Below are 14,552 nucleotides of genomic sequence, written 5' to 3' on the forward strand. Positions count from 1 at the left end.
CAGTGACCTGATAGAAGCCTGATCTGACCAGGTCTCGTCACAGTTCTGTCCCGCTCCGGCCGGTCCGTTCGCTGTCCCGCACCGATCAGTGGAGGCCAGCAGTGAGCATCATGACGAATCCGACCCCATCACGTCCACGCCACAACGAGGCACGGCGCCTCATCGTCGGCGTCGACACACACAAGGACTTCCACGTCGCGGCAGCCCTTGATGATCGCGGTGCTCTGCTCGAGATCGCTCGCTTCACCGCCACACGGGCCGGATACACCAGCCTCGCGCTGTGGGCCGAGGGCCTGCGCCGACAGGTCACTGGACAGCCTGCTGACACGGACCTCACGTACGCCATCGAAGGCACCAGTTCGTATGGGGCCGGACTGGTCGCGGCCCTGCGGTCCTCGGGCGTCACGATCCATGAAGTCGCCCGCCCCAACCGGCGAGACCGTCGCCTGCGCGGCAAGACGGACGCCTTCGACGCCGAGAACGCCGCACGAGCCGTGCTCGCGGGGACCGCCACAGGAACCGCGAAAACCGCGGACGGTCACGTCGAGATGATCCGCGTGATCAAGTGCGCCAAGCACACCGCCGTCAAGGCGCGAGCGGCCACCATGATCAGCCTGCGCCATCTGATCGTCACCGCCCCCGCCGACCTGCGCGAGCAGCTCGAGCCGCTGACCAAGATGGCCCTGCTACGACGCTGCGCCGCACTTCGCCCTGGCGAGGTCCACGACCCCACCGTCGCAACGAAGTACGCGCTGCGCGCGATGGCCCGCCGCTGGCTCCACCTCAGCGAGGAGATCGCCGAGCACGAAGCACACCTGGACCGGTTGACCACCGCGACAGCTCCCCAGCTCCGCGAGGGTTGCGGCATCGGTCCCGACGCGGCCGCCGAGCTGCTCACCGTCATCGGCGACAACTTTGCCAGGGTTACCAGCGAAGCCGCCCTGGCCAAGCTGTGCGGCGTCAACCCCATCCCTGCCTCCTCCGGCCGGACCAATCGTCACCGACTCAATAGGGGCGGACACCGGCAGGCCAACGCGGCCCTCTACCGCATCGTCATCGTCCGCATGCGGCTGGACGAGCGCACCAAGGCCTACGTAGCCAGGCGGATGGCCGAGGGCAAGACCAAGTCCGAGATCATCAGATGCCTCAAACGACACCTCATCCGGGAAATCTGGCGCAACACGCGACACCTACGACAGCAGGCGCCAACCGCGCGAGCCGCGGTCCAGTCCGCCGCTTGACTGATATAGAAGCGTCCACCGCCGACCCCACGAGTACTGCGACGACCTCACCCCAGTGCAGGCCGAGCAGGCTCACTACGCTCACCACCAGGCCCCAGAAACCGCTGGAGTCTCAAACTAGAAGGTCTCCGGACACACCGGGGCGGTTCAGATGGAGCGAGCCAACTGAGTTCTGACGGGCCGTAGGTGCTCCAACTCCCGCTGAGCCAGTTCTTGGGTCAACTCCTGGTCCAAGGGGCTCAGTATTGCGAGCAGCGTTGTGAACAGAAGCCATGTAGGGACGGCAAGGAAGCCGGAGTCGGCGTCGCCGGCGGCGGGCATGGCCACCGCGAGGCATGCGCCGAGAAATAGCGCGGACGCAGTCACCGTGCGAAGCACAAGACCTGCGAGGGGCTCGAACTCTCCATCGTGGTTACGACTGCCCCGAAACTGAACAGAGATGAAGAGGCCAAGCGCCACGGTCATTACTGGCTGTTGCGATGTTGTCACTACCTCGGTCGGCATCCCGAGTCCTCTGACTGCCAAACCGCTCACTAGCCCTGCGATGAGGGACGCGGCCAGCCAGGGGCCCCAAGTGCGAAAGAACGGCGACAGCGCGTGCTTGCCAGCGCCCGGTTCAGCAAAGTCCCATTCGAGCGGGCCCATCCACGTCGACACCCAGTCCTTCATTGTCGTTCCCTTCTAGCGGCTGTTGAGCAACCTACGGACAGGGGCCGACAGCGCAGTCGCATGAGTTACTCGAACTTGGGGTTCCAGACTCGGATACTCGTGGCGGAACCGCGCCCTCGTGAGGGCATCGAAGCGGCGATCCGTCAAGCGGCGCCGTCCCCTTCCCTCAGGTGGCGGGCCATCGACGAGGTGTGACCGTGCTCGTCGGCGCGCCGTTGGCGAGTTGAACCGCCCCGGTGTGTCCGGAGACCTTCTAGTTTGAGACTCCAGCGGTTTCTGGGGCCTGGTGGTGAGCGTAGTGAGCCTGCTCGGCCTGCACTGGGGTGAGGTCGTCGCAGTACTCGTGGGGTCGGCGGTGGACGCTTCTATATCAGTCAAGCGGCGGACTGGACCGCGGCTCGCGCGGTTGGCGCCTGCTGTCGTAGGTGTCGCGTGTTGCGCCAGATTTCCCGGATGAGGTGTCGTTTGAGGCATCTGATGATCTCGGACTTGGTCTTGCCCTCGGCCATCCGCCTGGCTACGTAGGCCTTGGTGCGCTCGTCCAGCCGCATGCGGACGATGACGATGCGGTAGAGGGCCGCGTTGGCCTGCCGGTGTCCGCCCCTATTGAGTCGGTGACGATTGGTCCGGCCGGAGGAGGCAGGGATGGGGTTGACGCCGCACAGCTTGGCCAGGGCGGCTTCGCTGGTAACCCTGGCAAAGTTGTCGCCGATGACGGTGAGCAGCTCGGCGGCCGCGTCGGGACCGATGCCGCAACCCTCGCGGAGCTGGGGAGCTGTCGCGGTGGTCAACCGGTCCAGGTGTGCTTCGTGCTCGGCGATCTCCTCGCTGAGGTGGAGCCAGCGGCGGGCCATCGCGCGCAGCGCGTACTTCGTTGCGACGGTGGGGTCGTGGACCTCGCCAGGGCGAAGTGCGGCGCAGCGTCGTAGCAGGGCCATCTTGGTCAGCGGCTCGAGCTGCTCGCGCAGGTCGGCGGGGGCGGTGACGATCAGATGGCGCAGGCTGATCATGGTGGCCGCTCGCGCCTTGACGGCGGTGTGCTTGGCGCACTTGATCACGCGGATCATCTCGACGTGACCGTCCGCGGTTTTCGCGGTTCCTGTGGCGGTCCCCGCGAGCACGGCTCGTGCGGCGTTCTCGGCGTCGAAGGCGTCCGTCTTGCCGCGCAGGCGACGGTCTCGCCGGTTGGGGCGGGCGACTTCATGGATCGTGACGCCCGAGGACCGCAGGGCCGCGACCAGTCCGGCCCCATACGAACTGGTGCCTTCGATGGCGTACGTGAGGTCCGTGTCAGCAGGCTGTCCAGTGACCTGTCGGCGCAGGCCCTCGGCCCACAGCGCGAGGCTGGTGTATCCGGCCCGTGTGGCGGTGAAGCGAGCGATCTCGAGCAGAGCACCGCGATCATCAAGGGCTGCCGCGACGTGGAAGTCCTTGTGTGTGTCGACGCCGACGATGAGGCGCCGTGCCTCGTTGTGGCGTGGACGTGATGGGGTCGGATTCGTCATGATGCTCACTGCTGGCCTCCACTGATCGGTGCGGGACAGCGAACGGACCGGCCGGAGCGGGACAGAACTGTGACGAGACCTGGTCAGATCAGGCTTCTATCAGGTCACTGCCCGGCCGGTCTGATCACCGGGACGCATCCGCTGGCTCAGGGCCGACAGGTCCACTCGAAGGACACCGTCCATGGACGAGTCAGTTGTAACCAGGGGTCAGACCCTGGCCAGCGGACGCCTGAGCAGTCTCACAGTTGTACCAGTCGACCCACTCGGCGGTGGCGATCTCGAGGTCGTCGAAGCCCTTCCACGGCCGCTGTCGCTTGACCAGCTCGGTCTTGTAGAGCCCGATGATCGACTCGGCCAGCGCGTTGTCGTGCGACGAGCCGACGAGGCCGGTCGAGGGCTTGATTCCCGCGGTGTCGAGCCGTTCGGAGTAGGCCACGGACATGTACTGCGCGCCGTGGTCGTGGTGGGCGATCAGGCCGGTCAGGTCACACCGCCACGATCTTCGCGGCCGCGGGTCCAGATGGCCTGCTCGACTGCGTCCAGGACGAGCTGGCTGGTCATCGTGGTCGACACCGACCAGCCCAGGATCCGCCGGGCGTAGGCGTCGATGACGAAGGCGGTGTAACACCAGCCCGACCACGTCGAGCAGTACGTGAAGTCGGCCACCCACAGCCGGTCCGGCGCCAACGGCTCGAAGTTGCGATCGACCAAGTCAAGCGGTTTCGGGGCCTTCGGGTCGCTGATCGTGGTGCGCTTGACCTTCCCGCGCACCGCGCCTGCCAGCCCAAGCTCGCCCATGAGCCGCTCGACGGTGCAGCGCGCGATCGGCGCTGCGTCGGCTGCCCGCTGACGGTTGAGCGTCAGCCACACCTTCCGTGCGCCGTAGACGCCGTAATTGGCCGCGTGGACCTGCTCGATCATCGGCTTCAGCTCCTCGTCGCGCACCTGCTGGGCGCTCGGCTGGCGGCCTCGGTGCTCGTAGTAGGTCGCGGGGGCGATCTTGCAGCCGAGCTCGGTGAGCGCGGCGCAGATCGACTCGACTCCCCATCGCAGACCCTGCCCGTCGGCGTCCTCGTGCTGCTCACCGACGTGCTCGTCGATGTAGCGCACGATCAGCGCTGTGGCCGGTCGAGTTCGGCCGCGAAAAAAGCCGACGCGCTCTTGAGGATCGCGTTCGCGCGTTTGAGCTCGGCGTTCTCCCGCTTCAGCCGCTTCAGCTCTGCCGACTCCTCGGACGTGACCCCCGGGCGCTGGCCGGCGTCCACCTCAGCCTGGCGACACCACTTGCGCACCGTTTCCGGTGTGCCCACCCCCAGCAGCTCGGCGACCCGGCTCATCGCGGCCCACTCCGACTCGTGCTCGGCCCGCACCTCGGCGACCATCCGTACCGCCCGCTCACGCAGCTCGGCCGGATACCTCTTCGACGTACTCCCTGACATGACTCCATCCTTCCCAAGGAACGGAGCCTCCGGACACGCCGGGGCGATTCAAGTATCTGGGCGCTGGGTGTGTAGGGGCGCCTCTATGCGTCGATCACGTGCGGCCCCGTTAGCCACCGATTGGGGATGGCGGGTCTTTGACAGACGGGCCACCATGGCTTCATGGAGGCCACACTCATCTTGGGTCAGGAGGGCAGTCTCGTCATCCCGGCAGACGTCCGGGCCGCGCTCGGGCTCGTCCCCGGTGACGCGGTGCACCTGCACGTCGAGGGCCGTCGTGTCGTCATCGCGCGTCAGGCGGACGCGGTGGCCGAGCTGCGGTCCCTCGGGTCGTCGTTTCGCCGTGGCCCCTCCCTAGTCGGCGAGCTGTTGGCCGAGCGGCGCCGTGCTGCCGCAGACGGCGAGTGACCGTGCTGCCGATGTTTCCCCTCGGGACGGTGCTGCTGCCCGGGCAACCCCTGCCGCTGCAGGTCTTCGAGCCTCGCTACCTGACGATGCTGCGCGACGTCGCGGCCGGCGACGGGCGCTTCGGGGTGGTGCTCATCGAGCGGGGCTTCGAGGTCGGTGGGGGAGACCAGCGCTTCGCCGTCGGGTGCGTCGCGGGCATCGAGCAGGTGCGTCCGATGGGTGGAGGTCGGGTCGGGCTCATCGCTCGTGGCCAGGAGCGCATCGAGGTCGCGCGGTGGTTGCCCGACGATCCCTATCCGCGAGCCGAGGTCACCCGGCTGCCGGACCTGACGTGGGCCGATGGCGACGCTCCGCGCCTCGCCGAGACCGAGCGCACCGTCCGACGCGCGCTGACGGTGATGAGCGAGTACCGATCGCCGGCGCTGCCCGCCGACATCGAACTGGCCGACGACCCGGTCACGCGCAGCTGGCAGCTGGCGTGGGTCGCCCAGCTCGGTGCCCTCGACCAGCTCGCGCTGCTGCGGTCGTCATCCCTCGGCGAGCTGCTCGAGACCACCACTCGCCTCACGAGCGAAGCCCTCGAGCTACTGCCGCTCCAGTCACCCGACGAGCCGGACTGACCATGGGGAGGGGTCCCCACTGGCCCTTCGAGACGGCTCGTTCCTCGCCTCCTCAGGGACCGGTGGGGAAGGGCGAGGCCGACTCAGTCAGCGTCGACGAAGAGCGGCCGCGACGCCTCACCCGAGCCGAGCACCTCACCCATCGTGCGGTACTCACCCCGCTCGAGCACCTCGTCGAGCTTGGCGTGGTCGACGAGGTGCGCCGAGTGCAGCTCACCGCCGGCGAACTGCAGCAGCGAGCCGACCGGCAGCGCCAGGTACGGGCCGAAGGTGCGGTCGCACGACTGCAGCTCGCCCGCGTCGATGTTGCGCAGCGCGCGCTCCTCGTCGCTCTGCGCCGACGGCAAGACGATCGACCAGCCGGACCGGCGGGTGCCGTCCGTCAGCGTCTGCGCGTCGGGGTCGAGCTCGTAGCGCTCCATGATGAAGGCACTCGGCTCACCCAAGACGATCGCATCGAGCGCGGCCGACTGGATCGCGATGGTCTCGGTGGCCCTGACCGGCGCCGCATCGACACCCGCCTTGCGAGCCGTCTGCACCTGCTCGACCTGCCCGAGCAGGGCACCGGTGAGGTCATCGGTCGTCCTCTCCCGATAGGCCTCGGGAGAGGAGAAGTCCGGGGTCGTGACGAGGAGGACGCCCCCTTCGTCCGTGGCCTCGAGCGTGTAGGGCGCATACGACATCTGCAGCCGGGCGCCCGGCTCCAGCGGACCGGCCGCACCGGCGGCGAAGGCCATGAGGACGCTGCCTGCCAGCGGCGCGAGCTGCGGATGGGTCCGCGCGCGCAGGGTCACGCCGTCGACGACCTCTTCGATCGTCTCGGTGGTCGGTGCCGCCGCCTGCCCGCGCTCACCGATGGGAGCACCCGCGCCGCGACCGTCGGCGTCGAGCAGCTGCCGGTCCGCATCGGTGACGGTGCCATCGGCGGACCGCGTCGCCCAGGCGCCGACGAAGCGGCCTCCAGCGACCCGCGCCACCGTCCCCGTGGGTAGCGCGAGTAGCGGCACGAGGTAGGCGGCCGTCTGCACGAGCAGCCCGGCGAGGATCTCGACCTCCTTGTTGCGCAGGAAGGACTTCTCGGCCGTGCGCACCAGCCAGCCGGAGTCGTCCTCCGACGTCGACGGGCGCCGCACGAGGACGAGCTCGTCGGTCCGGCCCCTTTCGACGACCGTCAGTGCCGCCTTGGTGAAGGTCACGCCCATCGCCATGTCGATCGGCGCACCATCGACGTCCGCGCGGCTGAGCACGTCCGCCTGGGCGGCCTCGATCCACAGCGCGAGCGTCAGGTCGTCGGTCGTGGCGTCGACGAAGTCTTCCGTCGCGTAGTCCGGCGCCGTGATCGCGAACTGCGTCTCCCGGTCCTGCCGCAGCTGCCAGAAGCCGAAGCCCACCATCGTCCGCAGCCCGTCCTCCGTGTTGCCCGCCTCGTGGTGGCGGCGGTAGCGGTCGACGACCGGCCGGGCGAAGGGAGCCACCTCACCCGCGCAGCGCAGCGTCGCCACGATGCCACCACCGAGGTCGACGGCAGGCTGCGGCTCGGGCTGGGTCGAGGGCAGGGGGAGCGGGAAGGTCGCCATGGCTCCATCCTTGTCCTCCCGCCGGCCGGCGGACAGGGGGAGCGCTCCCCCTTGTTGGCTGAGGTGCGACCGAGGAGCCTCGAAGCCGTCCGGCGCCCGAGCCGAGTACAACTAGGCGGCGAGCAGCGGCGCGACCTGCTCACGGACCAGCGCGATCGGTCGGGTCGAGCGCTGCAGCCGGGCGAGGGTGATCGCGCCCTCGAGCGAGGCGATGGCGTAGGTGGCCAGGTCCCTTCGAGACGGTCGCTGCGCGACCTCCTCAGGGACCGGGCTCGTTGCGTGCTGCGCGACCTCCTCGGGGACCGGGCTCGTTGCGTGCCGCGCGCCCGCCTCGGGGGTAGGGAGGAGGGCAACCGCCCAGGCCTCGACGATCGCCCGCGCCAGGGGGCCGAGGTCAGGCTCGTCCGGCGCCTCCTGCACCACCGCCCACACCGGGCAGCCGGCGACGAAATCGCTCGACTCGAGCTGGCGTGTGTAGTGGTCGCACAGGCCGGCGAAGACCTCGGCGGGGGAGGCTCCTCCCTTCGCCTGCTCCTGCAGATGAGCGGTCACGCCGTCGCCGGCCTCGCGCAGCGCCTCGGTGAGTAGTTGTGTGCGGCCGCCGGGGAAGTGGAAGCCGACCGACCCGCGCGGGCCGCCGGTGCGCTCAAGGACCGCCCCGACCGTGGTGCCGCGGACTCCCTTCTCCCGCAACAGCATTGCCGCGCCGGTCACCATCCGCGCCCGGGTCTCCCTGCGTGCTCCCATGCCTCTCGACCTCTCTACTATGCTGCTCTGCATAGTATCCGAACGAGGGGCTGACATGCGTGAGCTGAACTTCATCAAGACCGGCGTCATCGAGTGGCGCGACCGGCCCGAGCCGACGCTGCTCGAGCCGACGGACGCGCTCGTGCGGCCGATCGTCGCCTCCCGCTGCGACGGCGACACGCTGCCGATCCACCGCCACGTCTCGCGCCCCATGCAGGCCGGTCTCCGGGCCGGGCTCATCGACGCCTCGGTCGGGTCGATCGTCGGCGGGCTGCCCTTCGAGGGGCCCTTCGGCATCGGCCACGAGGCGATCGCCCAGGTGACCGAGCTCGGGGAGGAGGTGACCGGCCTGGGCGTCGGTGACCTCGTCGTCGTGCCGTGGGCGATCTCGTGCGGCACCTGCCGCGAGTGTCGTCTGGGCATCACCGCGAAATGCTCGACGATGACGCCGACCAGCCCCGGCAAGACCCTGGCGTGCTGGGGCTTCGGCCCGACCTCCGGCGCGTGGGGTGGCATGGTCGCGGACTCCCTGCGCGTCCCCTTCGCCAGCCACATGCTCGTGCCCCTGCCGAAGGGGGTCGACCCGCTCCGTGTCGCCGCGGCCAGCGACAACCTGACCGATGCGTGGCGGGCCGTCGTGCCGCCGCTGCGGCAGCGCCCCGGTGGTCGGGTGCTCGTCCTCGGTGGCGGCGGGCAGAGCATCGGCCTGTACGCGGCCGGTCTGGCCGTGGCGCACGGGGCCGAGGTCGTCGACTACGTCGACGACCGGACCCAGCGGCTGGAGGTGGCCGAGGGCTTCGGGGCCACGGTGCACGAAGTGAGGCGGTCGCGGAAGTCCGTGCTGCCCGCGCTGCCCGGCACCGGCTACGACGTGGTGGTCGAGGCGTCGTCGACCTCGCAGGGTCTGCGCGACGCCCTTCGCTCGCTGCGGCCCGGCGGCATCTGCACGGGCACCGGCTACTACCTCGGCACCGGCACGATGCTGCCCGTCATGGACATGTACGCGACGAGCTCGCAGCTGAACGTCGGGGTCTCGAGCGTGCGGCCGCACCTGCCCGAGCTGCTCGACTGGGTCGCGGAGACGGGCTTCGAGGCGGAGCGTGTGACGAGCCTGGTTGCCGACTGGGACGACGCGCCGCAGGCTTACCTCGAGCGGACGACCAAGCTGGTCCTGCAGCGGGAGGCGCTCGACCTGGCGACGGTGTGAGGCCATCTATCGCGCATCTGTACACCTCGTACCTCTTGGGAACGCGGTCGCCGACACGGCCCCGGGTGGAGATGGGCGCGGCGACGTGTCCTCGGCGAGTTGGAGGCTGCACATGAAGCCGGATTCACCTTAGGGTGTGGGCATGTTCAACGTCATCGCCACCATCAGCGTCAAGCCCGAGTGCACCGAGGACTTCGAGGCGGCCGTCGCGACCGCACGCGCAGCCTTCCTCACGGATGAAGGGTGTCTGCGGTACGACCTGCAGCGGGTCGTCAAGAGCGAGGGCGACTACGTCTTCATCGAGGCCTACGACTCCAAGGACGCGCTGCGCCGGCACGGTGAGATGGCGGAGTTCGCCGCCATGGGTGAGGCGACCAAGACCTTCGTGACGGGTCCGCCGCAGGTCACCGTGACGTCGCCGGTCGGCGACCAGGTGGGCCTCGCGCGCTGACCTGCTGCGCCGCGGCCTGTTCGACCCATCGGCTCCCCTTCGCCGCGCATCGTCGCGCCGAAGTCATCAGGGCGCGGCAGCATGAGCTTCCTGCCGGGCGACGCGCAGGAAGGAGTCTGCTGCGGGGTTGCGGCGACGATCGCGGTGCCAGGCGATCGCGACCGTGCGCGGTGTGACGTGCTGGAGCGGGAGAGTGCGCAGTCCCTCGCGGGCCGAGTCCACGGACAGCCACGAGATCACGGCGGCACCCACGCCTTCGGCGGCCAGTCCCAGGATCGTGCCGTTGTCGTTGGAGCGCAGCAGGATCTGATCGAAGAGCTCCGGACGCCCCAAGCGGTTTTCGATGGCGTGGACCTCACGCATGTGCCCGTAGGTGAGCAGCGGCATGCCGGTCAGCTCGCGAGGGTGGATCGGCCCACCGTCCGCCACGAGGGGGCTGTCCTCTCGGACCACGACGACGTAGGGGTCCTCCAGCAGCTCCTGGTAGCCGAAGGGTCCGCTCATCATCGGCAGGACGACGAAGGTGAGGTCGAGCTCGCCACTCTCGACGAGGTCCAGGAGCTGCTCGTCGTTTTCCGCCTCGGTCAGCTCTATGCGCACCTGAGGCCATGCCGTGCGAAACTCGCGGACCACGCGGGGCAGGAGCCGGGAGCCCACGCTCTGGTAGCAGCCGACTCGCAACGCCGGACTCGGGTCACCCCGATCAGGGGCACGAGGCCACGGATCAACTCTGTCCTCACCTACGGTGAGCGGCCCGACATGGTGCTCAACGACCTGACCTCCGAGTTGTTCTACGGCCGCACGTCGGCCTGAGCGTCACGCACCCCAGCCCACGAGCACGACGAGCAGCAGCGAGGTCCCACCGGCGATGAGCGTCGAGATCGTCGCGAGGGTGAGCACCTGCACCGGCAGCGGCCACAGGTCACGGGCGCGGATGCCCATGCCGAGGCCGTACATGCCGGCGGCGAGCAGCAGCGTCGTCACCACGTCGGCGACCGACAGGACCCCCTGCGGCAGCAGGCCGCTCGTGCGGACCGCGACGGCCGCGACGAAGGCGACGATGAACCACGGGACCAGGTGAGCGGTCGCTCCCTTCGCCCCGGGGGTGGTGCGGGCAAGCACGGCCGTCAGCGGCGCGAGCAGCGCGACCCGGCCGAGCTTGACGGTCATCGCCAGCGCCACGGCGGAGGTGCCGATGAGCGACCCCGCAGCCGCCACCTGGGCCACCTCGTGGATGCTCGCGCCGGCCCAGATCGCGGCCTGGCCATCGCTCAGGCCGATGACGCCCGCGAGCCAGGGCACCGCCACGATCATCGCCGAGCCATAGATCGTGACCATGGCGACGGCCAGGGCCACGTGCTGCTGCCTGGCCCGGACGGTGTCCTCTACGGCGGCGATGGCCGCGGCGCCGCAGATGGAGAAGCCGGTGGCGATGAGCATGACCAGTCCGTCCTCGAGGCCGAGTCGCCGACCGACGTACTGCGTTCCGGTGAAGGTCGCGAGCACCGTGGCCGCGATGACGACGAGCCCGCTCGGCCCGATCGAGACGATGTCGGCGAAGGGGAGGCGCAGCCCGAGCGCGGCCACGCCCAGCCGGAGGAGGAACTTCGTGGCGGCGCCGTGACCGGCGATGGCCGGGACGCTGCCCAGGCGGCTGTTGACCACGACCACGCCGATGACCAGGGCGATGAGCAGCGGGCCGAGCAGCGGGATCACCGTGCTCAGGGCCAGCGCCGCCCCGGCCGCTCCCAGCGGCGCGACGAGCGTCGCCCCCCGCCCTCGCTCCCTGAGGAGCTTGCGCAGCAAGCGTCTCGAAGGGGGCCGGGCGGTCATCGTCTGCATGACCACCACGGTGCCCGCACTGCCCCGCCTCCGGTAGACCCCGAACCCGGCACGGGTCATAGTCTTGGACTATGGCTGACCTGCCCGACCTCGACATCGAGACGCTGCGGCTCGTCGTCGCGGTGGATGACGCCGGCAGCCTGAGCGCGGCCGCTCGGGCGCGCGGGCTGAGGCAGCCGTCAGCGAGCGCGCGGGTGCGGGCCTTCGAGGCGCGCTGGCAGCTGACGCTGCTCGATCGCACCCCGCGGGGCTCGCGGCTGACCACCGACGGGCAGGCCGTCGTCGCCTGGGCACGGCAGGTGCTGCGCGAGGCCGACACGATGCGCTCGGGTCTGGCCTCGCTGCGCGGGGCCAGGCGGGGCGAGGTGAGCGTCGCCGCGAGCCTGACGATCGCCGAGCACATCCTGCCGCGCTGGCTCGGCGAGCTGCGCGAGCGGCTCGAGGTCCACCCGCAGCTGCACGTCGTCAACAGCGACCGGGTGGCCGACATGGTCCGCAGCCGGCTCGTCGACATCGGCTTCGTCGAGACGACGATGACGACCCCTGGCCTCGAGCACCGCGTCGTCGGCGCCGACCGACTCGTCGTCGTGGTGCCACCCGGTCACGCGTGGGCGCGCCGGCGCTCCCCGCTGACCGCGCCCGCACTCGGGGCTGCCGAGTGGGTGCTGCGTGAGGAGGGGAGCGGGACGCGCAGCACCTTCGAGCGGGCGCTCGGGCAGCGGCCGACGGTGGCGCTGCAGGCAGGCTCGACCGCTGCGCTGCTCGGCGCGGTCCGCGCCGGTCTCGGGCCGGCGGTGGTCTCGCAGCGGGCGGTCGACGCCGAGGTGGACGCCGGGGGGCTCGTCGTCGTGCCGACCACCCTCGACCTGGAGCGACAGCTGACAGCGGTGTGGCGCAAGGGCGCTCGCCTCAGCCCGGCGACCTCGGCGCTGCTGGCGGTGGCCTCGGGGGGATGACCGCAGCGTCGCCCCCTTCGTCAGGTGGCGTCAGCCGCGGCGAGCCCGCTCGCCGAAGGCGTCCAGCGCGCTGGTCACCTCAGGTGCGACCCACGCGACGTAGCGCTGCCTGCCGCTTGCACGACTGACGATGTCGTGGTCGCGCAGCCGGGCGATCACGGCATCGGCTGCTGGCTGCGAGAGGCCGATCTCGGTCTGGATCGTCGCGGAGGTGATGACGGGCTGCCGCAGCAGCAGGGTGAGCACCCGCCAGATCGCGGCCGTGCGCCGCGCGGTGATCCTCGCTGTCCACGTCTCGTGGATCTCGACGAGGTCGTGCGCGAGCTGCCGGCCATTGCCGATCGCGGCGAAGGCGGCGTCGGCGAACCGGGTGACGATCGGGGATGCGTCACCCTCGCGATAGGCCGTGAGGGCGTCGACGTAGCTGCGGGTGTCGCCGAGGAGACCGGCGGAGACGGGGACGGTGACGCGGGTCGTCGCGCCGGAGTGCTGGAGCATGGCGTGCACGAGGGCTCGCCCCACGCGTCCGTTGCCGTCGACGAAGGGATGGATCGTCTCGAACTGCGCGTGCGCGATCGCGCACTGCACGACGAGGGGCACGTCGGTGCGCCCGATGAAGGCGCACAGGTCGTCGATGGCCGCGGGGACCCGGTCGTGGTGCGGGGCGACGAAGCTCGCCCCGTGCGGTGAGACCGACGAGCCGCCGACCCAGACCTGCTGGTCGCGGAAGGCACCCGGGTCCGCAGTCGGCGTGCCGTGCATGAGGGCCGCGTGCACGGCGAGGATCGAGGCGGGCGAGATCTCCTCGGCGAGCTCGACGGCGCGCCGCATCGCCTCGACATTGGCGGCGACCAGCTGGGCATTGCTGCCGGGGCGGGCCAGGTCGAGCTCCGCCATGGCGAGCGCCCGCGCCCCGGCCGTGACGTCCTCGATCTGGGAGGAGGAGGCCGACTCGGTGCGCAGCAGGACCGAGGCGAGCGGGGCCAGCTCGGCGCCCGGCAGCAGGGTCGACAGCTCGGCGTCGAAGCGTGAGATCTCGGCCCGCGCGTCGTCGGCAGCTGCAGCAGCGTCTGCCGTGATCGTGGGAGCGAGCGTCGCGATGCGTCGCGGGATGGCGGCCTCGTACCTCGACGTGATCCGGGCGCGCTGGCTGCGGGAGAGGGCCTGCCGCGGGTCGCGATCCCACGGCAGGGTCTCCCAGGTGATCGAGGTGTCGCCTGCACGAGCCATGGGACGATTTTACATAGGGTAAATGTTCTTCACCTATGTTAGGTGGACGTGGCGGGCCGTCAGGTCCCAATCATCGCGGGCCCGCCGGAGTACTGTGCCCACAGGGGATCGAAGGGGGACGCGATGTCGCGTTGGCAGTGGGCCGTGGTGGCCGTGGTCATGTCCGTCGTGCTGGTGGGGGCAGGGGCCTATGTGCTCGTCGGGCCGCGGGAGCAGGTGCCGGTGCCGACGGCGCAGGCGACGCCCGAGGAGGTGGCTCGCGCGTGGATCGACGCCGCCAACGCCCGCGACCTGGGCACGATGCGGGCGATCGCCTCCGAGGACCGGGCCGATCACTTCGTGCCGTCCTACGTCGACCTGCTGACCCAGCAGGACCTCGTCGTCACCGACGACAGCATCGGCGAGGCGCGGGACTACTGGCTGGCCGGCACGAGGCTGAAGGGCTGGCAGCAGGTCCAGTACGTGCCGGTGCAGTTCCGGGTGCTCCAGTCCGACGGGTCCTTCTCCCCGACGAGTCGCACGACCTGGGGCTACGTCTTCGCGCGCAACGGCGACGACGAGCGGTGGCGCCTCGTCGACCAGGGCGTCGGCTGAGCCGCGACACCTTCCGCGACCACGGGTCGACGTGGCAGACTCCACCTAGACAACAAATTGACCATT

General features: G+C 70.1%; 14 protein-coding genes and 1 pseudogene. 7 read left to right on the forward strand and 8 right to left on the reverse strand.

Translation table 11 applies throughout. The features are described 5' to 3' along the window. The first annotated feature begins 110 nt into the window (after positions 1-110). On the forward strand, positions 111-1,241 hold the full coding sequence (locus ACQBJO_RS06835) for an IS110 family transposase (RefSeq protein ID WP_421008812.1): 1,131 nt from the start codon (positions 111-113) through the stop codon (positions 1,239-1,241). 147 nt (positions 1,242-1,388) lie between these two features. Here the strand turns inward: ACQBJO_RS06835 and ACQBJO_RS06840 are convergent, their stop codons facing one another. From ACQBJO_RS06840 to ACQBJO_RS06850, 3 genes and pseudogenes are all read right to left on the reverse strand, one after another. Beyond that, the gene (locus tag ACQBJO_RS06840; RefSeq protein WP_421009289.1) at positions 1,389-1,910 is read right to left on the reverse strand and encodes a hypothetical protein; all 522 of its coding nucleotides are present in this window, start codon (positions 1,908-1,910) and stop codon (positions 1,389-1,391) included. A 374-nt stretch (positions 1,911-2,284) separates the two neighbouring features. Further along, on the reverse strand, positions 2,285-3,415 hold the full coding sequence (locus ACQBJO_RS06845; protein WP_421008812.1) for an IS110 family transposase: 1,131 nt from the start codon (positions 3,413-3,415) through the stop codon (positions 2,285-2,287). A gap of 244 nt (positions 3,416-3,659) precedes the next feature. Beyond that, a pseudogene (locus tag ACQBJO_RS06850) lies at positions 3,660-4,854 on the reverse strand (IS3 family transposase); the annotation flags it as partial. 162 nt (positions 4,855-5,016) lie between these two features. On the opposite strand from ACQBJO_RS06850, the gene ACQBJO_RS06855 reads away from it, so the two are divergent. Continuing rightward, the gene (locus tag ACQBJO_RS06855; RefSeq protein WP_421008622.1) at positions 5,017-5,262 is read left to right on the forward strand and encodes an AbrB/MazE/SpoVT family DNA-binding domain-containing protein; all 246 of its coding nucleotides are present in this window, start codon (positions 5,017-5,019) and stop codon (positions 5,260-5,262) included. Positions 5,263-5,273: 11 nt separating this feature from the next. Further along, positions 5,274-5,882 (forward strand): LON peptidase substrate-binding domain-containing protein, encoded by a 609-nt coding sequence (locus ACQBJO_RS06860; protein ID WP_421008621.1) that lies wholly within the window; start codon positions 5,274-5,276, stop codon positions 5,880-5,882. Positions 5,883-5,965: 83 nt separating this feature from the next. Here ACQBJO_RS06860 and ACQBJO_RS06865 read toward each other — a convergent pair whose 3' ends face one another. Together ACQBJO_RS06865 and ACQBJO_RS06870 are read right to left on the reverse strand one after the other, a co-directional pair. Further along, complete coding sequence (locus tag ACQBJO_RS06865; RefSeq protein WP_421008620.1) at positions 5,966-7,459, reverse strand: hypothetical protein; 1,494 nt, start codon at positions 7,457-7,459, stop codon at positions 5,966-5,968. Positions 7,460-7,570: 111 nt separating this feature from the next. Continuing rightward, entirely contained in the window at positions 7,571-8,206 is a 636-nt protein-coding gene (locus tag ACQBJO_RS06870; protein WP_421008619.1) for a TetR/AcrR family transcriptional regulator, read from the reverse strand. A gap of 55 nt (positions 8,207-8,261) precedes the next feature. On the opposite strand from ACQBJO_RS06870, the gene ACQBJO_RS06875 reads away from it, so the two are divergent. Both ACQBJO_RS06875 and ACQBJO_RS06880 read left to right on the forward strand, forming a co-directional pair. After that, positions 8,262-9,413 (forward strand): zinc-dependent alcohol dehydrogenase, encoded by a 1,152-nt coding sequence (locus tag ACQBJO_RS06875; protein WP_421008618.1) that lies wholly within the window; start codon positions 8,262-8,264, stop codon positions 9,411-9,413. A gap of 142 nt (positions 9,414-9,555) precedes the next feature. Beyond that, positions 9,556-9,864, forward strand: coding sequence for a putative quinol monooxygenase (locus ACQBJO_RS06880; protein ID WP_421008617.1), 309 nt, complete (start codon positions 9,556-9,558; stop codon positions 9,862-9,864). 66 nt (positions 9,865-9,930) lie between these two features. Here ACQBJO_RS06880 and ACQBJO_RS06885 read toward each other — a convergent pair whose 3' ends face one another. After that, entirely contained in the window at positions 9,931-10,521 is a 591-nt protein-coding gene (locus ACQBJO_RS06885; RefSeq protein ID WP_421008616.1) for a LysR family transcriptional regulator substrate-binding protein, read from the reverse strand. A 159-nt stretch (positions 10,522-10,680) separates the two neighbouring features. Next, the gene (locus ACQBJO_RS06890; RefSeq protein WP_421008615.1) at positions 10,681-11,706 is read right to left on the reverse strand and encodes a YeiH family protein; all 1,026 of its coding nucleotides are present in this window, start codon (positions 11,704-11,706) and stop codon (positions 10,681-10,683) included. A gap of 71 nt (positions 11,707-11,777) precedes the next feature. Here ACQBJO_RS06890 and ACQBJO_RS06895 point away from each other — a divergent pair, with 71 nt between their 5' ends. After that, entirely contained in the window at positions 11,778-12,662 is an 885-nt protein-coding gene (locus tag ACQBJO_RS06895) for a LysR family transcriptional regulator (protein WP_421008614.1), read from the forward strand. Between the two features lie 30 nt (positions 12,663-12,692). On the opposite strand, the gene ACQBJO_RS06900 is transcribed toward ACQBJO_RS06895, so the two are convergent. Continuing rightward, on the reverse strand, positions 12,693-13,892 hold the full coding sequence (locus tag ACQBJO_RS06900; protein ID WP_421008613.1) for a Fic family protein: 1,200 nt from the start codon (positions 13,890-13,892) through the stop codon (positions 12,693-12,695). A 123-nt stretch (positions 13,893-14,015) separates the two neighbouring features. Here ACQBJO_RS06900 and ACQBJO_RS06905 point away from each other — a divergent pair, with 123 nt between their 5' ends. Further along, positions 14,016-14,486 (forward strand): hypothetical protein, encoded by a 471-nt coding sequence (locus ACQBJO_RS06905; protein WP_421008612.1) that lies wholly within the window; start codon positions 14,016-14,018, stop codon positions 14,484-14,486. Positions 14,487-14,552: the final 66 nt, after the last annotated feature.

The organism is Janibacter zhangyanbonis, from assembly GCF_050507325.1.
In the GTDB taxonomy this organism is placed as follows: domain Bacteria; phylum Actinomycetota; class Actinomycetes; order Actinomycetales; family Dermatophilaceae; genus Janibacter.